Origin of the sequence: Nocardioides sp. NPDC101246, from assembly GCF_044767415.1 — a bacterium.
In the GTDB taxonomy this organism is placed as follows: Bacteria; Actinomycetota; Actinomycetes; order Propionibacteriales; family Nocardioidaceae; genus Nocardioides.
On sequence record NZ_JBIWNX010000016.1, the window covers coordinates 109,054 to 127,838 of the forward strand.

General features: G+C 69.5%; 22 protein-coding genes and 1 tRNA gene. 15 read left to right on the forward strand and 8 right to left on the reverse strand.

All coding sequences use genetic code 11. From position 1 onward, the window contains the following. Positions 1–75 precede the first annotated feature (75 nt). From ACIRON_RS25540 to ACIRON_RS25550, 3 genes are read left to right on the forward strand one after another with little or no spacing between them, the layout of a single operon-like run. Complete coding sequence (locus tag ACIRON_RS25540) at positions 76–483, forward strand: MaoC family dehydratase N-terminal domain-containing protein (protein ID WP_402996727.1); 408 nt, start codon at positions 76–78, stop codon at positions 481–483. Further along, a complete protein-coding gene (locus ACIRON_RS25545) occupies positions 483–881 on the forward strand; it encodes a MaoC/PaaZ C-terminal domain-containing protein (RefSeq protein ID WP_402996729.1) in 399 nt (132 codons plus the stop codon). The genes ACIRON_RS25540 and ACIRON_RS25545 overlap by 1 nt, the downstream gene beginning before the upstream one ends. Then, on the forward strand, positions 874–1,902 hold the full coding sequence (locus ACIRON_RS25550; RefSeq protein ID WP_402996731.1) for a UDP-N-acetylmuramate dehydrogenase: 1,029 nt from the start codon (positions 874–876) through the stop codon (positions 1,900–1,902). Before ACIRON_RS25545 ends, ACIRON_RS25550 begins: the two co-directional genes overlap by 8 nt. A gap of 63 nt (positions 1,903–1,965) precedes the next feature. Here ACIRON_RS25550 and rlmC read toward each other — a convergent pair whose 3' ends face one another. Genes rlmC through ACIRON_RS25575 form a run of 5 tightly spaced genes read right to left on the reverse strand, consistent with a single transcriptional unit; the run spans position 1,966 to position 6,533 of the window. Next, positions 1,966–3,093 (reverse strand): 23S rRNA (uracil(747)-C(5))-methyltransferase RlmC, encoded by a 1,128-nt coding sequence (rlmC, locus tag ACIRON_RS25555; protein WP_402996733.1) that lies wholly within the window; start codon positions 3,091–3,093, stop codon positions 1,966–1,968. Positions 3,094–3,096: 3 nt separating this feature from the next. Beyond that, a complete protein-coding gene (locus ACIRON_RS25560; RefSeq protein WP_402996735.1) occupies positions 3,097–3,501 on the reverse strand; it encodes a DUF4190 domain-containing protein in 405 nt (134 codons plus the stop codon). A 3-nt stretch (positions 3,502–3,504) separates the two neighbouring features. After that, entirely contained in the window at positions 3,505–4,173 is a 669-nt protein-coding gene (locus tag ACIRON_RS25565) for a DUF4190 domain-containing protein (protein WP_402996737.1), read from the reverse strand. 15 nt (positions 4,174–4,188) lie between these two features. Further along, complete coding sequence (locus ACIRON_RS25570) at positions 4,189–5,253, reverse strand: adenosine deaminase (RefSeq protein ID WP_402996739.1); 1,065 nt, start codon at positions 5,251–5,253, stop codon at positions 4,189–4,191. Next, complete coding sequence (locus tag ACIRON_RS25575) at positions 5,250–6,533, reverse strand: aminotransferase class I/II-fold pyridoxal phosphate-dependent enzyme (RefSeq protein WP_402996741.1); 1,284 nt, start codon at positions 6,531–6,533, stop codon at positions 5,250–5,252. The genes ACIRON_RS25570 and ACIRON_RS25575 overlap by 4 nt, the downstream gene beginning before the upstream one ends. Positions 6,534–6,662: 129 nt before the next feature. Between ACIRON_RS25575 and ACIRON_RS25580 the strand changes: the two genes are divergently transcribed. From ACIRON_RS25580 to ACIRON_RS25595, 4 genes are all read left to right on the forward strand, one after another. Further along, positions 6,663–6,735 (forward strand) — tRNA-Trp (locus ACIRON_RS25580). A gap of 16 nt (positions 6,736–6,751) precedes the next feature. Continuing rightward, positions 6,752–7,027, forward strand: coding sequence for a preprotein translocase subunit SecE (secE, locus tag ACIRON_RS25585; RefSeq protein WP_091042798.1), 276 nt, complete (start codon positions 6,752–6,754; stop codon positions 7,025–7,027). Between the two features lie 62 nt (positions 7,028–7,089). After that, entirely contained in the window at positions 7,090–7,890 is an 801-nt protein-coding gene (gene nusG / locus ACIRON_RS25590; protein ID WP_402996744.1) for a transcription termination/antitermination protein NusG, read from the forward strand. A gap of 355 nt (positions 7,891–8,245) precedes the next feature. Then, complete coding sequence (locus ACIRON_RS25595) at positions 8,246–8,707, forward strand: hypothetical protein (protein ID WP_402996746.1); 462 nt, start codon at positions 8,246–8,248, stop codon at positions 8,705–8,707. Positions 8,708–8,858: 151 nt separating this feature from the next. Here ACIRON_RS25595 and ACIRON_RS25600 read toward each other — a convergent pair whose 3' ends face one another. Beyond that, positions 8,859–10,052, reverse strand: coding sequence for a lytic transglycosylase domain-containing protein (locus ACIRON_RS25600; RefSeq protein WP_402996748.1), 1,194 nt, complete (start codon positions 10,050–10,052; stop codon positions 8,859–8,861). 213 nt (positions 10,053–10,265) lie between these two features. Here ACIRON_RS25600 and rplK point away from each other — a divergent pair, with 213 nt between their 5' ends. From rplK to ACIRON_RS25625, 5 genes are all read left to right on the forward strand, one after another. Then, positions 10,266–10,694 (forward strand): 50S ribosomal protein L11, encoded by a 429-nt coding sequence (rplK, locus tag ACIRON_RS25605; protein WP_045550585.1) that lies wholly within the window; start codon positions 10,266–10,268, stop codon positions 10,692–10,694. 61 nt (positions 10,695–10,755) lie between these two features. Further along, positions 10,756–11,472, forward strand: coding sequence for a 50S ribosomal protein L1 (gene rplA / locus ACIRON_RS25610; RefSeq protein ID WP_091042791.1), 717 nt, complete (start codon positions 10,756–10,758; stop codon positions 11,470–11,472). Between the two features lie 79 nt (positions 11,473–11,551). Continuing rightward, positions 11,552–12,343 carry a transporter substrate-binding domain-containing protein gene (locus ACIRON_RS25615; RefSeq protein WP_402996751.1) on the forward strand — a complete coding sequence of 264 codons (792 nt, stop codon included), beginning with the start codon at positions 11,552–11,554 and terminating at the stop codon, positions 12,341–12,343. Next, positions 12,340–13,152: an amino acid ABC transporter permease gene (locus tag ACIRON_RS25620; protein ID WP_402996753.1), complete on the forward strand. Its 813-nt coding sequence runs from the start codon at positions 12,340–12,342 to the stop codon at positions 13,150–13,152. The genes ACIRON_RS25615 and ACIRON_RS25620 overlap by 4 nt, the downstream gene beginning before the upstream one ends. Continuing rightward, the gene (locus ACIRON_RS25625) at positions 13,152–13,907 is read left to right on the forward strand and encodes an amino acid ABC transporter ATP-binding protein (RefSeq protein ID WP_091042784.1); all 756 of its coding nucleotides are present in this window, start codon (positions 13,152–13,154) and stop codon (positions 13,905–13,907) included. The genes ACIRON_RS25620 and ACIRON_RS25625 overlap by 1 nt, the downstream gene beginning before the upstream one ends. A 19-nt stretch (positions 13,908–13,926) precedes the next feature. On the opposite strand, the gene ACIRON_RS25630 is transcribed toward ACIRON_RS25625, so the two are convergent. After that, positions 13,927–15,102, reverse strand: a complete 1,176-nt coding sequence (locus ACIRON_RS25630) for an MFS transporter (protein WP_402996756.1) — start codon at positions 15,100–15,102, stop codon at positions 13,927–13,929. A 64-nt stretch (positions 15,103–15,166) separates the two neighbouring features. On the opposite strand from ACIRON_RS25630, the gene ACIRON_RS25635 reads away from it, so the two are divergent. The 3 genes from ACIRON_RS25635 to ACIRON_RS25645 all read left to right on the forward strand — a co-directional run bounded on the left by ACIRON_RS25635 (position 15,167) and on the right by ACIRON_RS25645 (position 17,376). Continuing rightward, on the forward strand, positions 15,167–15,706 hold the full coding sequence (locus tag ACIRON_RS25635) for a CGNR zinc finger domain-containing protein (protein ID WP_402996758.1): 540 nt from the start codon (positions 15,167–15,169) through the stop codon (positions 15,704–15,706). Positions 15,707–15,779: 73 nt separating this feature from the next. Beyond that, a complete protein-coding gene (locus ACIRON_RS25640; RefSeq protein ID WP_402996760.1) occupies positions 15,780–16,655 on the forward strand; it encodes a phosphotransferase family protein in 876 nt (291 codons plus the stop codon). 10 nt (positions 16,656–16,665) lie between these two features. Next, positions 16,666–17,376, forward strand: coding sequence for a maleylpyruvate isomerase family mycothiol-dependent enzyme (locus tag ACIRON_RS25645; protein WP_402996762.1), 711 nt, complete (start codon positions 16,666–16,668; stop codon positions 17,374–17,376). On the opposite strand, the gene ACIRON_RS25650 is transcribed toward ACIRON_RS25645, so the two are convergent. Further along, positions 17,356–18,582 carry an MFS transporter gene (locus tag ACIRON_RS25650; protein ID WP_402996764.1) on the reverse strand — a complete coding sequence of 409 codons (1,227 nt, stop codon included), beginning with the start codon at positions 18,580–18,582 and terminating at the stop codon, positions 17,356–17,358. The two genes, ACIRON_RS25645 and ACIRON_RS25650, sit on opposite strands and share 21 nt — an antisense overlap. Positions 18,583–18,785 lie beyond the last annotated feature (203 nt).

An 18,785-nucleotide genomic window follows, 5' to 3' on the forward strand; every position in this document is an offset into this window, starting at 1 on the left:
GTGCCAACTCGGCCGACCTACCTGACGCTTCGGCCGACGTGGGTGACTTCTCGGCGGGCCACTAGAGTTGGCCGCATGGCAGTTGATGGGTCGCTCGTAGGGCGCGCGTTTCCTCCGACCAGGCCCTATCGGGTCACCGACGAGAAGGTGCGGGAGTTCGCTGCCGCCACCGGCGTGAGCTGGGAGAGCGGGGACCCGGTTCCGGCGACGTTCCCGATCGTGCTCGCCTTCGACGCGATGAACGCCTTCCTGGACGACGTCCAGGTCGAGCTGTCGCGGATCGTCCACGGCGAGCAGAAGTTCTCCTACGCCCGGCCGATCGCGCCGGGGGACGTGCTGGTCGCGATCCTGAGCGTCGCCTCGCTGCGACAGATCGGCGGCAACGACATCATCGGTACGGTCTCGGAGATCACCGACGACTCCGGGGCGGTCGTGTGCACCACCTCGGCCACCCTGGTCCACCGAGCGGCGGAGGTCGCGTGATGACGCTCGAAGCAGGCGCCGAGCTGGCCCCGAAGACCTATCCCGTCACCCGGGCGTCGCTGGTGCGCTACGCCGGCGCGAGCGGCGACTTCAACCCGATCCACTGGTCCGACCGGATCGCCACCGCCGTCGGCCTCCCCGGCGTGATCGCCCACGGCATGTTCACCATGGCGCTGGTCGCCCGAGCGGTCTCGGAGTGGACCGACGGTGCCGAGGTCGTCGACTTCGGAGCCAAGTTCACCAACCCGGTCATCGTGCCCGATGACGACGAGGGCACCTCGGTGACGGTCAGCGGCACCGTGAAGTCGGTCGAGGACGGGCTGGCGACGATCGCCCTGACGGTCCTCTCCGGCGACCAGAAGGTCCTCGGCATGCCGAAGGTGACCGTGCGTGCCTGACCTGCTTTCGGACCACACCACCTTCCATCTCGGCGGTCCGGCGGCGGAGTTCGTCAGCGCGACCACCGAGGCGGAGATCATCGAGGCCGTGACCGCGGCCGACGCTGCCGGCAAGGACGTGCTCGTCCTCGGCGGCGGCAGCAACCTGGTCGTCGCCGACGCCGGCTTCCCGGGCACCGTCATCAAGCTGGCGACCACGGGCGTGTCGGCGGAGCCGGTCGAGGGTGGCGTACGCGTCACGGTGGCTGCGGGCGAGACCTGGGACGACTTCGTGACGACCGCCGTCGACAAGGGCTGGAGCGGTGTCGAGGCGCTCTCCGGCATCCCTGGCAGCGTGGGCGCGACCCCGATCCAGAACGTCGGGGCGTACGGCCAGGACGTCTCCCAGACCATCACCTCGGTCAAGGTGTTCGACCGCGAGCTTCGCGAGGTGCGGAGCTTCACCGCCGGGGAGTGCGGGTTCGGCTACCGCTGGTCGCGGTTCAAGGCCGTGCCCGGCCGCTACGTGGTCCTCGAGGTCACCTTCCGACTCGGCACCGACGGCGAGACCGGCTCCCCGATCGCGTACGCCCAGCTCGCCGGCGCGCTCGGCGTCGAGCAGGGCACCCGGGTGCCGTCCAAGCAGATCCGCGAGGCCGTCCTGTCCCTGCGCCGCAGCAAGGGCATGGTCATCGACGAGGCCGATCACGACACCTGGTCGGCCGGCTCGTTCTTCACCAACCCGGTGGTGGCTCCCGAGGACGTACCCGAGGGCGCTCCGGCCTACCCGCAGCCCGACGGCACGGTGAAGACCTCCGCGGCCTGGCTCATCGACCACGCCGGGTTCAAGAAGGGCCATGCGCCCCAGGCTCTGGCAGGCCGCGTGTCGCTCTCCACGAAGCACACCCTCGCCCTCACCAACCGCGGCGAGGGCACGACCGAGGACCTGCTCGCCCTGGCGAGAGAGGTACGCGACGGGGTCGAGGCGGCGTACGGGATCGTGCTCGTCAACGAGCCCGTCATGCTCGGCGTGGAGCTCTAGGAGCGACCGACCCGGACTCTCATGCACCGTCGAGTCGGGGCGTCAGAACGAGCCGACTCGGCATCAGGTGCGTTCGAGGAGAAGAAGGACCTCGTGGTGGTCGGTGTTGGGGAACATGTCGAGCAGCCTCGCCGAGACGGGGCGGAGCGAGGGCATGTCGCGCAGGTCGCGGGCGAGGGTGTCGACGTTGCACGAGGAGTAGACGACGTGCTCGACCCCCGACTGCTCCAGCCACCCGGCGAGCGCGGAGCCGATGCCGCGCCGCGGCGGGTTGACGATGACCAGCTCGGGCGCGGCAGCAGCCGAGAGGGCGTACGCGGTCGCGTCCCCGGCCACCCAGCTGGTGCCCGGCAGGCCCAGCTCCGCGGCGGTCGAGGCGGCGGCCTCGATGGCCTGCTCGCTGGACTCGACACCGAGCACCTCCCGACCGGGCGCGGCCACGTGCAGCCCGAAGCCGCCGACGCCGCAGTAGAGGTCCCACACCGAGCCCGGTGACACCGAGGCGACCAGGTCGCGGGCATGGAGGTAGAGCGCGGCCGCGACATCGGTGTTGGTCTGGAAGAACGAGTGCGGGCGCAGCCGCAGGCCGATCCCGTTGACCTCCATCGTGAGCGCCTCGCGGGCGGTCAGGAAGATCTCCTCCGGGCCTTCGATGACGGCCTTGTGCTCCGGCTGGATGTTCACCGAGGCCACCGCGACCGGCAGCTCGTCCAGCAGCGCGGGAAGGTGCTTGCGCAGCCGCGACAGCGCCTCGGTCGACCGCAGCACCCAGCGCACCATCAGCTCGCCGCCAGGCGCCTCGGTGACGATCACGTGCTTGAGCTCGCCGCGTCGCTCCGGCACCGAGTAGGGGGTCAGCCGCGCGGTCGTGACGAACCGGGACAGGACCGGCAGCGCGGCCTGCAGCCCCGGGGTGTGCAGCCCGCACGCGAGCAGGTCCACCCCGAGACCGTCGTGCGACAGGATCCCCAGCGTCGGCGCCTCCACAGACCCGGCGACGACCATCTTGGCCTTGTTGCGGAAACCGGCCTCCGGGCTGGAGACCGGTTCCTCCCAACGTACGTCGCCGAAGCCCAGGGAATCGAGCACAGCGGCGACCCGCCTCTGCTTCTGGGCGAGCTGGTCGGCGTACGCCATCTCCAGCCAGCGGCAGGAGCGGCAGGCGCCGGAGGTGAAGTAGCCGCAGTCCATCCGTCAGATTCGGCTGCTCAGCATCGCGTTGATGCTGTCGAACGTCGTCGTGTCGGTCTCGTTGGAGGCGACGACGATCATCACGATGATGAAGATGATGTACGCGACCCAGAAGAGCATGTAGAGCGCCCCGAAGATCGTCCCGATCAGGCCGGTGATGAAACCGGCCTGGGCGTTGCCACGCCCGCCGTAGGCAGCCGGGTTGGCGTCGATCTCGGCCATCACCCGCTTGCCCTTGACCCATCCGAACGGTGCGACGAAGACGCCGATCCCGCCGCACATGACCGACAGGCACAGCCCGACGATCCCGAGGACCATCGCCGAGTTGGCCTCGGGATGCGGAGGTGGCTGGGGGTACCCGTAGGGCGCCGGGGCGGGCTGATAGCCGGGTGGTGGCGTGTTCGTCATCTCTCAGAACTCGCTGTCGTACGGCTCGTAGCCGCTGTCGTAGCCCGAGTCGTCGAACCCGCCGCTGATCCCGATGATGACGAGGACGACGATCAGGATGATGATCAGGGCCAGGAAGACCGTGCCGATGATGCCGAGGATGAAGCCCGCCTGAGCGTTGCCGCGACCGGTCAGCGCGCCTGCCGAGGCGTCGATCCGCTTCTTCGCAGCCAGGCCGAGGAACATGGCGACCGGCGAGACGATGAAGCCGATGGTGCACAGGAACCCACCGACGAGTCCGATGATGCCCAGCACCATCGCCGTGGTCGCCCCGGAGTCCGGGGCACCGCCCGCACCTGCGTACGCGGCCGGAGCACCGTAGGGAGCCTGGCCGTAGCCCGGCTGAGCGCCGTAGGAGGGCGGCGGAGGCGTCCCGTAGGAGGGGGCCGGAGCCGGCGGGACCGGCGGCTTCTGGTCGAACGTCGCGCCGCCGTAGGGGTTGGACGGCTGCTCGCCATAGGTCTGGCCGTACATCGGCTGGGTCGGCGCAGGCGGCGTGGACGCAGGCGGAGTAGCCACCTGGGTCACGTCGGGGTCGGTCGGCTCGGCCGGCTCGGACGGGGTCGGCGGAGGCGGCGTGGCGGCGTCGGCCGGCTGGTTGGGATCGGGCTGATCGTCGGACGGGTTCGTCATGGCCGACATTGTGTCTTAACTCGGCTGATCCGTGTGCTGGGAGGGCGTGTCGATCCAGTCGTCGATCTCGGCGAGCAGACCCTTCTTGGTCGAGTCGGGCGCGGTCGAGGCGGTGATCGACATCCGTGCCAGGTCGGCGAGGGTCTCGTCGGAGAGCTCGTGAGCAGCCCGCATGGTGGCGTACTGCGCCGCCAGCCGGGACCCGAACAGCAGCGGGTCATCGGCCCCCAGCGCCACGGTCGCACCCGCGTCGAGCAGCTGCGGCAGCGGCACCGAGGTCAGGTCGGAGTAGACGCCGAGCGACACGTTGGAGGTCGGGCAGACCTCCAGCGCGACCCCCGCGCGCACGATCTCGTCGAGCAGCGCCGGATCCTCGGCAGCACGTACGCCATGACCCAGCCGGGTCGCGTGCAACGACCGCAGCACGGTGCGGATGTGCTCGGGACCGCGCAGCTCGCCGCCGTGCGGCATCAGCCGCAGGCCGGCGCGCTCCGCGATCTGGAAGGCGTGGTCGAACTCCTCGGTCCGCCCGCGCCGCTCGTCGTTGGAGAGCCCGAAGCCGACCACGCCCTGGTCGACGTACTGCCCGGCCAGGCGCGCCAGCGTGCGCGCGTCCATCGGGTGGCGGGTGCGGTTGGAGGCGATGATCACCGCGATCCCGAGCCCGGTCGCCCGCTCCGCGTCGCCGACGGCGTCCAGGACCAGATCCGTGAAGGCGGTGATCCCGCCGAACTTCGCCCCATAGCCCGACGGGTCGACCTGGATCTCGAGCCACCTGCCGCCGTCGCGTACGTCGTCCTCGGCGACCTCCATGACCAGTCGCCGGATGTCCGCCTCGGTGCGCAGCACCGAGCGCGCGACGTCATAGAGGCGCTGGAACCTGAACCAGCCCTTCTCATCGGCCGCGCTCAGCGTCGGAGGCCAGTCGGCGACCAGCTGTTCGGGCAGCCGGATCCCGTCGCGGGCTGCCAGCTCGAGCAGGGTCTGGTGGCGCATCGCACCCGTGAAGTGCAGGTGCAGATGCGCCTTCGGCAGCGTACGGAGGTCGCGCCGGTCTCGGTGGGGTCGGTCCGGAGTCACGCGAGCAGCTTCTCCGCAGCGGCCAGCTTCACGCACACCGTGACGACCTCCATGGCCCCGCTGACCTGCTCCAACGGCGGGAAGGAGGGGGCCAGCCGGATGTTGGTGTCCTCCGGGTCGTGCTTCCCGGGGAAGGCCGAACCGGCCGGGGTCAGGGCGACGCCGGCACCCTTGGCCAGCTCGATCACCTTGGTCGCGGTGCCGGGGAGCACGTCGAGGCTGACGAAGTAGCCACCTGCGGGCTTGGTCCAGGTGGCCACGCCGAGCGAGCCGAGCTCGTCGGTGAGGGCGTCCTCGACGGCCGCGAACCGCGGTGCGAGCAGCTCACGGTGCTTGGCCATGTGCTCGCGTACGCCGGCGGCCGAGCCGAAGAACTCCGCGTGCCGCAGGTGGTTGACCTTGTCCGGGCCGATGGCGCCGTTGCTCAGGTGGTCGAGCCACCAGGCGACGTTCTCCTTCGAGCCGCCGAAGAAGCCGACGCCCGCGCCCGCGTAGGTGACCTTGGAGGTCGAGGCGAAGACCAGCGGACGGTGCGGATTGCCGGCCGCGTTGGCCAGCGAGACGACGTCGGCGGTCTTGGTCTCCGCCGGGGTCAGGTGGTGCAGCGCGTAGGCGTTGTCCCAGAAGATCTTGAAGTCGGGAGCCGCGGTCGGCATCGAGGTGAGCCGCTCGGCGATCTCCTGCGAGGTGGTGTCACCGGTCGGGTTGGCGTAGGTCGGGACCAGCCACATGCCCTTGATCGTCGGGTCGTCCTTGACGAGGGCGGCGACGGCGTCGGCGTCGGGCCCGTCGGCGTGCATCGGCACGGTCACCATCTCGATCCCGAACCACTCCAGGAGCGTGAAGTGACGGTCGTAGCCCGGCACCGGGCAGACGAACCTGACCGTCTCCTCCCGGCCCCACGGCCGCTCGCTGTCGACGCCGCCGTGATGCCACAGGTACATCAGCGTGTCGCGCATCATCGTGAGGCTCGAGTTGCCGCCGGCGATGAGCTGGGCGGTCTCCAGGCCGAGGAGCTCGGCGTAGATCTCACGGATCTCGATGCCGCCCGCCAGGCCGCCGTAGTTGCGGGTGTCGGTGCCGTCCGGGGCCGTCGTCGACTTGGGGAGATGGAGCAGGCCGTCGGAGAGGTTGAGCTGGTCCGCGGAGGGCTTGCCCCGGGTCAGGTCCAGCTTCAGGCCCTTGGCCACCAAGTTGTCGTACGCCGTGCGCTGCTCCGTTGCGAACGCTTCGAGTTCCTCGCGCGAGAGCTCGGCGAGGGGACGGGGATCTGAGGTCATGTCAGCAATCCTATGGGTCAGCGCACCCCGGTTTTGGAAGCACCATTGCCCAGTGCGTAGACTCACCGTTGGTGGTCTTCCCACATGGTTAGCCGCGCCCTCAACCGCGCGTCTGATGCAGACCTCCGTAGGGCACTAGCTCAACTGGCAGAGCATCGGTCTCCAAAACCGAAGGTTGGGGGTTCAAGTCCCTCGTGCCCTGCAAAGCCGGACCAGCGATGGAAACGTTTTCGAGAGAAGGTGGCGGCGTGACGGACAGCAAGGCAGTCCCGACTCCGAACGACAAGAAGACGGAGAAGCGCACCAGTCTCCCGACGTTCTACCGCCAGGTCGTGGCCGAGCTCCGCAAGGTCGTCTGGCCGACGCAGCAGCAGCTCTCGACGTACTTCGTCGTGGTTCTGGTCTTCGTCCTGGTCATGATGGCGATCACCGCGGGCCTTGACCTCGGGTTCGGCAAGTTGATGTTCTGGGTGTTCGGCGGCCGCGACGCGTGATCGCGTGGGCCCCGGCCCGCGGAGCACACCCGAAATACACATTCAACGGTTTGGAGCAGGACGTGTCTGAGCAGGACTACACCGAGGAGACCGAGGTCCTCGAGACGGCCGAGGCCGCCTCCGACGTGCCTGCAGAGGCCGAGTTCGACGCGGCCGACGAGTCCGCTGACGCGGCCGAGGACTCCTTCGAGGAGATCGTCGAGGGCGAGGCGCCAGAGGCCGCTGACGACGACCCGCTCGAGGCGTTCCGCCGCGAGCTGTGGGCGAAGCCGGGCGACTGGTTCGTGATCCACACCTACTCCGGCATGGAGAACCGGGTGAAGTCCAACCTGGAGAACCGCATCGTCTCCCTCAACATGGAGGACTACATCCACGAGATCGTGGTCCCCACCGAGGAGGTCCCGGAGATCAAGAACGGCCAGCGCAAGATGGTCAAGCGCACCGTTCTCCCGGGTTACGTGCTGGTCCGGATGGACCTCACCGACGAGTCCTGGGCGGCCGTACGTCACACCCCGTCGGTCACCGGTTTCGTCGGCCACAGCCACCAGCCGGTGCCGCTGTCGATGACCGAGGTCGAGAACATGCTCGCCCCCGCCGTCGTCGCCCAGGCCGAGGCCGAGGCTGCCGCCGCCGGTGAGGCCGCGACCGCCGCCTCCGGTGCCACCGGCACCGCCAAGAAGCCCGTCGAGGTCGTCGACTTCGCCGAGGGTGACTCGGTCACCGTCGTCGACGGCCCCTTCGCCACCCTCCACGCGACCATCACCGAGCTCAACGCCGAGTCCCAGCGGGTCAAGGCTCTCGTCGAGATCTTCGGCCGCGAGACCCCCGTCGAGCTCTCGTTCAACCAGATCGAGAAGGTCTGAGCCTATGACCTGCGACGAAGTCGCAGGTCATAACGCGAAGAGGTCGAGCGAGCGCAGCGGCTGAGCTTGCGAAGCCGCGAAGCGGGTCGAGACCAGCCTGAGAGATCTCAGTACGCCGAACGCCCGGGCATGAAGCCCGGGCGTTCCGCGATTTCGTACGTCCTGCGGCAACATGTCGATCAGCCGCTCGACCCATCGATGGCGCGGGACGTCTGATTTGCCGATGCGGCACCAGACGAATGCCGCTTAACATGCCGTTGCCCCGGACGCTGCCGGGCGGGTGTCGCCTCGGGCCGGCCGATCGGTGGCGATTCGTCCCCGATCGATGTCGTCGCCGGATTGAGAGAGAGCCACGATGAACGTACCCATCAGGACTCGGATCGCGGTGTCGTTCGCCGCGCTCGCCATGCCCCTTCTTGCCGCGTGCGGTGACGGATCGGAGCCGGGTGCTGCTTGCCTCGAGGAGGCGGCGGCGGTCAAGACCGCAGAGGCGGCAGTCGTGCCGCTGCAGGCCGAGGTCAAGACCCTGGAAGCAGTGCTCACCAAGGCGTCCGCCGCAGCGGAGAAGGCGGGCGCGGAGGCCGACAAGGTCGGCGAAGCGGCTGACGCCGCGAGCATGGGCACCAGCGCTGAGGATGCTGCTGCGTTCGCGGACATCATGGCGAAGGCTGCGGATGCCACCGCGAAGGCTGCCGACCTCACCGCCAAGGCGGCCAAGGCCGAGGAGGCTGTGGCGGCTGCGGAGGAGGAGCTCGACGCGGCCGAGGGTGCGGTGACGAAGGCCGAGGACGCGCTGGCTGCCTGTCAAGGAGCCTGATCGCCGGCCGACCTGCATCGGCCAGGGCTGACCACTTCCGTTCATGTGCGTGGAAATTTCGGCCCCGACCTGCGGAGACGCTGCAACAACCGCGCACATGCGGGGAAGTCGGCAGGCGGTGCGCGGGTCGCCGCTAGACCAGCGCCCCGGGCTACGGCAGCGTCTTGATCAGCCATTCGACGTAGCCGGTGATGTCGGTGACGACTCCGGGAGCTGCGGCGTTGGCCTGGGTGACGGTCTTGCCGAGCAGCCGGATGCTGCAGGAGTCGACGGCGCGGTTGGTGTCCCAGCCGGCGGCGAGGTCGGGGAAGCGGGAGGCCAGCTCGGCACCACAGATCGCACGTCGCTCGGGGATCGAGGCCCAGCTGCCGTCGTCGGTCGGGGTGGCGCTGGGGCTGGGGCTCGTCGAGGGGGTCGGGCTCGGCTTGTCAGACGGCCGGGCGCTGGCGCTCGGCTTCGGTGCGGTGGCGTGGGGCTTCTTGTTCCCGGGCTTCTTGTCGGCCCGCTTCGACGCGTCGGAGCCCTGGCCTCCGGACTTCGCCTCGGAGTGCGCGGGCGCGGCGGCGAGCTCGATGTCGTCACCGCCGTAGGGGCTGTCGGCGTAGCCCTTGGCGATCTTCAGCACGGTGGAGACGTACGCCTTGCTGCGGTTGTAGCGGGTGAGCGCGGCCTGCTTCCCCTTGTCGGTGGAGACGTCCTCGTCGCCGGAGCAGAGGTAGACGGCGGCGGCGAGGGCGGCGTCGTCGATGTCCTGCGGGTCGCGTACGCCGTCGCCGTCGCCGTCGACGGCCACCAGCGGCCAGGTCGAGGGGATGAACTGCATCGGCCCGACGGCCCGGTCGCCGCTGGTGAGCTTGTCGACCGCGCCGGCATCGGTGTCGGGCGCCGGGTCGCCGGAGGCGGTGGTCAGCGCCGGGCCGTAGATGGCGGGAGAGGCCTTGCCCGAGTCGTCGAGCCGACTGCTCTTGAGGCGCCCGTGGTCGGACTCGACCATCCCGACAGCGGCGAGCAGCGTCCAGTCGAGGGCGCAGGCCCGGTCGGCGGTGGTGACGACGGCGGCCGCACGCTGGTAGGCGGCCAGCGCCGACATCGGGATGTCGCTTCCCTGCGCCATCGCGACGGCGATCGTGCCGGTTCGAGCGCCCTTGCGGGCGCCTTGCGCGGGCGCGGGCTCGGTGACGCTCGCGGGCTGCTCGATCGCCGACGTCACCAGGGTCTCGCCGCCCGGCAGCGTCACGGGTTCGACCGGATCGAACCCGGCGCCGGTGGCGGCGGCGGTCCACGCCGCCGAGAGGGCGGCCAGCGGCACGAGCGCGGCGAACATGGACAGACGTCGGTTGAACAATTGAGCTCCCTTTGTAAATCCCTGGGGGAGTATGCCAAGGGGAGTGGTGCCCGTCACTCAGGGGGTCTCACTCAGTGGGCCGCCCTGCGCTGATTTCGTGAACCCGAGCGGATCACGGACAATTGACCAGTTGCGAGAGCAACACAGCAGGTGGCAGAGGCCGAAACGTACAAGCGGCTTCGTCATGACCACGAGAAGGAAGAGATCTCAAGAATGCCTCCGAAGAAGAAGATCGCAGCGCTCGTCAAGGTGCAGCTGCAGGCCGGCTCCGCGACCCCGGCCCCGCCGGTCGGTACCGCGCTCGGTCCGCACGGCGTCAACATCATGGAGTTCTGCAAGGCGTACAACGCCCAGACCGAGTCCATGCGCGGCAACGTCATCCCCGTCGAGATCACCATCTACGAGGACCGTTCGTTCACCTTCATCACGAAGACCCCGCCGGCCGCTGAGCTGATCAAGAAGGCTGCCGGTCTGAAGAAGGGCTCGTCCGTCCCGCACAAGGACAAGGTCGGCAAGCTGACCAAGGACCAGGTGCGCGAGATCGCGACCACCAAGCTGCCCGACCTCAACGCCAACGACATCGACGCAGCGATGAAGATCGTCGAGGGCACCGCCCGCTCCATGGGCGTCACCACCGACTGACCGTGGGAGAGCCGCGCTGGCTCGCTAACCACATCTCCTCTTAACTACCGAAGGAATCACCATGCAGCGCAGCAAGACCTACCGCGCGGCGTCGGAGACGTTCGACAAGAACGAGCTGTACGCCCCGCTGGCCGCGATCAAGATCGCCAAGTCCTCCAGCAAGAAGAAGTTCGACGAGACCGTTGACGTCGTCATGCGTCTCGGCGTCGACCCCCGCAAGGCCGACCAGATGGTGCGCGGCACCGTCAGCCTGCCCCACGGCACCGGTAAGACGATGCGCGTCATCGTCTTCGCCGCTGCTCCGGACAAGGCCGAGGCCGCTCGCGAGGCCGGCGCGGACGTCGTCGGTGGCGACGAGCTCATCGAGAAGGTCTCCGGCGGTTGGCTCGACTTCGACGCCGTCGTCGCGACCCCCGACATGATGGGCAAGGTCGGCCGCCTCGGCCGCGTGCTCGGCCCCCGTGGCCTCATGCCGAACCCGAAGACCGGCACCGTCACCCCGGACCCGGCCAAGGCCGTGACCGACATCAAGGGCGGCAAGATCGACTTCCGGGTCGACCGTCACGCCAACCTTCACTTCATCATCGGCAAGGCCTCCTTCTCCGAGGCCCAGCTCGCTGAGAACTACGCCGCTGCTCTCGAGGAGGTGCTTCGTCTGAAGCCGTCCTCCTCCAAGGGCCGCTACCTGAAGAAGGTCACCCTCTCGACCACCATGGGCCCCGGTGTCCAGGTCGACCCCAACCGCGTCAAGAACGTTGCGGGTGAGGACGAGGCCTGAGCCTCAGGATCACTGCGATGGCCCGCCACCCCGAGGGGTGGCGGGCCATCGTCGTCCAAAGCGTCGTAGAGTGCCCCGCATGAATCTGCGGAAGTTCGCTGCTGTCCTGACCGTTCCGGCCCTGGGGCTGGCGCTCGCCGCCTGCGGTGGCGGCGACGAGGGCGGCACCTCGACGTCGGGTGCGAAGCTGGTCAAGGCCGACACCCTGACCATCTGCACGCACCTTCCTTACAAGCCGTTCGAGTTCAACGAGGGTGGCGAGGTCGTCGGCTTCGACATCGACGTGCTCAAGATCGCGGCCGACTCCGAGAAGCTCGAGACCGAGGTCGTCAACATCGGCTGGGAGACCATCGTCTCCGGTGAGGCCCTCAACTCCGGCAAGTGTGACGTCGCCGCGGGCGCGATGACGATCAACGAGGAGCGCGAGAAGGTCATGGACTTCACCGAGCCCTACTTCGAGGCGACCCAGGCCCTGATGACCAAGAAGGGCGCGGGCTACGCGTCGCTCGACGACCTCGCCGGCAAGACCATCGCGGTCCAGGAGGCCACCACGGGTGCCGACTACGTCAAGGAGAACGCGCCCAAGGACGCCAAGATCATCACGCTTGAGGACTCGGCGCTGATGATGCAGGCGGTCAAGTCCGGCAAGGCCGACGCCGGTGTCAACGACAACGGTCTTCTCTACGACTTCGTCAAGGAGAACACCGACACGGAGATCACCAGCGAGTTCCAGACCGGTGAGGCGTACGGCTTCTCGGTGAAGAAGAACGGCAACGACAAGCTGCTCGAGGTGCTCAACAAGGGCATCAACGACAAGGCCGCCTACGACGAGGTCTACAAGAAGTGGTTCGGGGAGGCTGCCGCGCAGTGAGTAGCGCGGCAGTGGTTCCCAAGAAGCGGATGTCGCCGCGCAAGCGTGCGGCGCTCGCCCGCTACATCCAGTACGCCATCCTGGTACTGCTGGTCGTCGTCATCGCGCTGATCGCCGACTGGGGTGAGATCAGGCGGGCATTCCTCGACCTCGACATCGCCTCTCAGCTGTTCCCCGACGTCATCGTGATCGCGCTCAAGAACACGGTCATCTACACCGCCTGCGGGTTCGCCTTCGGGCTGGCGCTGGGACTGGTGCTGGCGCTGATGCGGCTCTCGAGCGTCGGTCCGTACCGGTGGATCTCGACCGGCATCATCGAGCTCTTCCGCGGGCTGCCGGCGCTGGTCGTGTTCCTCGTGCTCGGGCTCGGGCTCTCGTTGGCCTTCGGGGTCCAGCTGTCCAACCTCAGCACCGTCACACTGGCGCTCGGCCTGGTCGGCGGCGCCTATATGGCCGAGACGATCCGGGCCGGCATCCAGGCGGTGCCGAAGGGTCAGTACGAGGCGGCGCGCACCCTGGGCATGACGCACACCCGGGCCATGGTCACGATCGTGCTCCCGCAGGCGTTCCGGGTGATCCTGCCCCCGCTGACCAACGAGCTGATCCTGCTCACCAAGGACTCCTCGCTGGTCTACATCCTCGGGCTGTCGCTGGACGAGTACGAGCTGACCGCCTTCGGTCGCGAGAACATGAACGCCAACGCCAACCTGACGCCGATGGTGACCATCGCGCTGTGCTACCTGCTGATCACGGTGCCGCTCTCGATCGTCGTACGCCGCATGGAAGCCAAGTCCGGGAAGGCCCGCTGATGACCCAGACGACCTCCGATCGTGGCGCCGCCGCGATCGACGTACAGCAGCTGCACAAGTACTTCGGCGACAACGAGGTGCTCAAGGGCATCGACTTCCACATCGGCCGGGGCGAGGTCGTCTGCGTGATCGGGCCGTCCGGGTCCGGCAAGTCGACGCTGCTGCGCTGCGTGAACATGCTCGAGGAGCCGACCAGCGGCACGATCCTGGTCGAGGGCGAGGAGATCACGGATCCGGACGCCGACGTCGACGCGTTGCGCGCCAGGATCGGGATGGTCTTCCAGCAGTTCAACCTGTTCCCGCACATGACCGTGCTGCGCAACCTGACGGTCGCTCAGGAGAAGGTGCTCAAGCGGGGCCGGGCCGAGGCCACGAAGACAGCTCGGGCCAACCTGGAGAAGGTCGGGCTCTCGGACAAGGCCGACGCCTACCCGGCTCACCTCTCCGGCGGCCAGCAGCAGCGCGTCGCCATCGCGCGGGCGCTGTCGATGAACCCCGACATGATGCTCTTCGACGAGCCGACTTCCGCGCTGGACCCTGAGCTCGTCGGGGATGTCCTGGCCGTGATGAAGGACCTGGCTGCCGAGGGTATGACCATGATGGTGGTGACCCACGAGATGAACTTCGCCCGCGAGGTCGCCGACAAGGTCGTCTTCATGGACGGCGGAGTGATCGTCGAGGAGGGCCTCCCGGCCGACGTCCTCGGCAACCCCCAGCACGAGCGCACCCAGGCGTTCCTCTCCCGGGTGCTCTGAGGCGCGTCTGCTCACCGAGTCATCTCGGTGAGCAGGCGGCCGCAACCGGCGCGGTGACGGCCGTGAGGCCGAGGCAGAGGCCGGCGGCGGCGAGCCAGACCGTCGGGACCCCGTGCGACAACAGGCCGGTCGCAAGCATCGGCCCGATCGTCTGCGCGATCCCCCAACAGGTGCCGTACGCCGCCAGGTAGCCCGCCCGGGAGCCGTCGGTGGCCGCCAGGCCGGCCACGAGCGCGATCGGTGGGCCCAGGAGAAGGACCTCGCCGAGGGCCACGATCGCGGAGCCGAGTGCGAGGAGCGGCAGCGGTGCTGCGTACGCGATGACGGCGAAGCCGACGGCCATCAGGACCAGGCCTGCGCGGATGAGCGTGAAGGGCCGGGCGGCGGCGCCGCGGAGCAGGCGCTGGCCTGCGATCGTGACCAGCGCGGCGACCACGAGTAGCCAGCCGGTGGCCGCGGCGTCGTGCCCGCGGGCGGAGACGGTCAGCGGGAGGGCGATCGTGCTCAGGATCCATGCGGTGGCGAACCCGGTACCGAGCGCGAGCATCGTCAGGAGCCGGCGATCACGCCAGGGGCTCGGCCCGGACCATTGCAGGCGCACATCCCGAGGCGTGGTGTCGCGCACGAGTGCGAGGACGAGCACCGCGGCGCACAGACAGGTGAGCGCGTCGGCGACGAAGAGCAGACGCAGGTCGATGCCGCCCACGACGGCGGCCACTGCTCCTGCCGCCACACCGGCGACAGCCATCGCGGCGCCATAGAGTCCGTACGCCTGTGGCCGCCGCTCGACCTCCACCGACTCCGCGATCAGCGCCTGGGAGGCGGGCTCGTAGATCTCGTACGCCAGTCCGAGCAGCGTCGCGCCGATCAGTGCGCCGGTGATCCCGGGGGACGCGGCGATGACGAGCTGGGCCGCCGCACAGGCGACGAGGCCCGCGACGATCGTCGGCCGGCGACCCACCGTGTCGGCCATCCAGCCGCCGAGCAGCCGCGAGGGGATGGTGGCGATGCCGAAGGCGGTCACCACGGCGCCGGCGGTGGCGAGGGAGGCCCCGTGCACCTCGACCAGGGCGACCGCCATGAACGCCATGGCGAACGAACCCAGCCGGTTCACCGCCCGGGCGATGACCAACACGACGAGGGATCGCGGCCACCGCGTGCCTTGGTGACTGGTCAATGGTTGAATGACGGTCATGGCTGAGACGGTAGGTCCTGAGTTCGTGACTGGTCAAATACATTTCGACAGTCACGTACATACGGTGACCGAGCAGGCGTGCAAGCTCGTCAACGCCCTGACTCCGGGGCATGACGGCACCCGCCCGGTGCAGCCGCCTTCCTCTGGCCGGCGGGCGGGGGTCGTCGGTGACCTGCTCTCCCGTCCCGACTACCAGCCTCGGGTCGAGGAGGCCGATGCCGACGGGATGGTCGCGCTCGCCGAGTCCCTGCGCGTCGTGTTCGAGGCGGCGGCCGGCGGCGACCTCGACACGGCCGCGACCGTGGTCAACGCGCTCATGCGGGAGATGGGCTCGGTCCCACAGCTCGACCGAGCCCGAGGGGGAGGCTGGGCGCTGCACTTCCACGGCCGCGATCCCGGCCTCGTCATCGGCTGGGGCGCGGGAATCGCCGCCGGCCTCGCGCTGGCGATCGGCTCCGACCTGGCCGGCCGCCTCGGCGTCTGCCAGGCCGACCCGTGCGACCGGGTCTTCGTCGACACCTCCAAGAACGCCGGCCGCCGCTTCTGCTCCACCCGCTGCCAGAGTCGGGTGAAGGCCGCCGCCCACCGCGCCCGCCAGAAGTAGTCCCGGACGCTTCGGTCGGTCTACCCGCGAGTAATGGGCCGAAACGTCCCGAACTACCTCCTAGAGTTGCGGGGTGCGAACTGATCCCGAGGCGGACTGTACTGCTGCGCTCGAGTGGGTCGAGGAGGTGCTGGGCGGGCCGGTGGAGGGCGTGCGACGTCTCTCGGGTGGCTGGACGTCGACGATGCTGGCGATCGCGGCGGGCGGTCACGAGGAGGTCGTGCTCCGGCTGATGACGAACGAGCCGTGGCGTACGCACGGTGAACCACTGACTACTCGGGAGAGCGAGATCCAGCGGATGCTCGCGACCACGGTGGTGCCGGCGCCCCGGTCGCTCGCGCTCGACGCCGCGGGTGAACGCTGCGGGCATCCGGCACATCTGATGACCCTGCGCCCGGGGGTGATCGAGCCGCAGCGCGACGATGACGCCTCGCTCTCACGGCTCGCGGAGTTGCTGGCGAGCATCCATGTGATCCGGCCGACGAGCGACGTACGCAGCTATCAGTCGTGGGCGTGGGAGGCGAAGTTCGTGGTTCCCGCCTGGGCGAGCGATGCGGTTCTGTGGGAGGACGCGTTCGCGCTGCTGTGCAGTGAGCCGCCGACGTACGATCCCTGCTTCATCCACCGTGACTTCCATCCGCGCAACGTGCTCTGGGACCGCGGCGAGATCAGTGGTGTCGTCGACTGGGTGGAGGCGTCGATCGGACCGGCTTGGCTGGACGTGGCCCACTGCGCGACCAATCTCGCGATAGTGCATGGCAGCGAGGTCGCGGACCGGTTCGCGGGTGCGTACACCACGATGACCGGCAGGGAGCCCCAGCCGTACTTCGACGTCATGGACGTCGTCGGCTTCCTCCCGCCTCCCGGCAAGCAGTCGTTCATCACCGACCCGGCCGATCTAGCCCGCCTCGAGGAGCGACTCGCAGTGGTGCTGCCGCGCTGCCAGTAGGGTCTGCGACGTGCCGACGCCTGATGACTACCTCGTGACCCTCGGTGTGCTGCAGGCCGAGTTCGCGGCCGCGCTGAGGCAGGCCGACCCGGACGTACCGGTGCCGTCCTGCGACGACTGGTCGGTCGGGGATCTGGCCGACCATCTGGCCGGCGTGCACCACTGGGCGGCGGCGCTGGCGCGCGACGAGGACGAGGAGCCGCTGCCGGTCCCGTTGGACCTGGTCGCGGCCTACGAGGAGCAGGCGGGCGAGCTGCGCGAGACGCTCTCTGCGCTGGGGCCGGAGGCGACCGGCCGGATCCTCAACGGGCTGACCGAGGACGGCCGTGGGCCGGTCTCGTTCTGGTTCCGGCGTCAGGTGCACGAGACGCTGATCCACCTCTGGGACCTCAGAGCTGCGCTCGGGCTCGACGCACCCGAGGTGACCCCGGAGCTCTGGGCCGACACGGTCGACGAGGTGCTGACCGTGATGTACCCGCGGCAGATTGCCTTGAAGCGCACGCGAAAGGTCGTCACCCGCATCGAGCTGACCGCGACCGACATCGACCGGACCTGGGCGATCGGGGCGCCGAACGCGGTGCAGAAGGTGTCCGTCACCGGATCCGCTCGCGACCTGGCGCTGCTCCTCTGGGGCCGTACGTCGCCCCGAGCCGCCGAGCTGACCGTCACCGGTGACGAGGCGGCGTTGGCCGAGGCACTCTCACGTGCGCTCGTCCCGTAGCTGGTCGGGTCGGTGGGCCTGTAGCCGGACCCGGTCGGCGCGGCCGGTCCAGTAGCCGACCCAGACCGCCCCGGCGAGCGAGAAGAGCCCGAGCGCGACCGGCGCGGCGGCGATCGAGAAGACCGCGGCCAGGCCGGAGACCAGGAGCGGTCCGCCGGTGCCGCCCAGGTCGCCGCACAGCCGCCAGCCGCCGAGGAACTGGGCGCGACCGTCCTCGGGCGCGGCATCGGCTCCGAGCGTCATCACGATCCCCGAGCCGAGGCCGTTGCCGATGGCGATCAGCGCCATCACCGCGCCCAGGCTGAGCGCGTCGTGGGTGAGGGGAAGCAGCAGGCAGCCGAGGCCGACGGCGAGGACCACCGGGATCGCCACGACCTGACGTCCGCGGTGGTCGAGCAGCCAGCCGCCGGGGAGGGTGAGGGCGATGTCGACCAGCGCCGCCCCGGCGAAGAGCAGCGAGACCACCGAGGCCTCGAGGTGGATGTGGTCGGCCCAGAGCGGCAGCAGCCCGGTGCGTACGGACCGCGAGATCCCGATGATCACCACCGCCACCCCCAGGGTGGCGAAGGTCCGGCGGTAGGTCCACAGCACGCTGCGTACGCTCAGATGCCCCTGCTCGCGCGAGCGGGTGCGGCCGAGCTCGGGCATCCAGCCGCCGATCACCGCCGAGCACAGCGACATCGCGGCTGCGAACAGGAAGACCACGGGGAGACCGAACGCGTGGATGAGTCCGGCGCCGAGCAGAGGTCCGACGAAGACCCCGAGCCGGAACGACCCGCCCAGCAGCGACATCGCCCGCGCCCGGTGGGAGAGCGGGGTCGCGTCGATGAGGAAGCCCTGCCGGGCGATCAGGAACGCCGTCCAGCTCATCCCGCTCACGAACACGGCGATGGCGAGTACGGCGACCGAGCTGCTGAGGAACGCAACGGTCATCGCGACCGCGTCGAGGGCTCCGGCGCCCATCAGCGTCCGGCGCTCGCCGATCCGCGCGACCAGCGACCCGGCCGGCAACGAGGTGGCCAGCGACCCGATCCCGAGCAGTGCGACCACGAACGCGGCCATCGACGCGTCCGCACCCAGGTCGGAGGCCCGAAGCGCCAGGACCGGCATCACCGCGCCGTGCCCCATGGAGCTGACGATCGAGGGCGCGTACGCCACCAGCGCGATGTCTCGGAACCGGAACTCCGTCGTCGTCTCCGTCGTCACCCCTTTACTCTGCCCGATTCATTACCAAGGCTCACTATTTGTACGCGGGCCGAGACGTCACCCCCGTCGCCCGAAGCGTCACGCAGGTGGGGGGGGGGGGGGGGGGGGGGGGGGCGGCCCCCGGCGGGGGGGGGCGGGGCGGGGCGGCGGGGGGGGGGGGGGCGGGGGGGGCGGGGGGGGGGGGGGGGTGGGGGTGGCCCCAC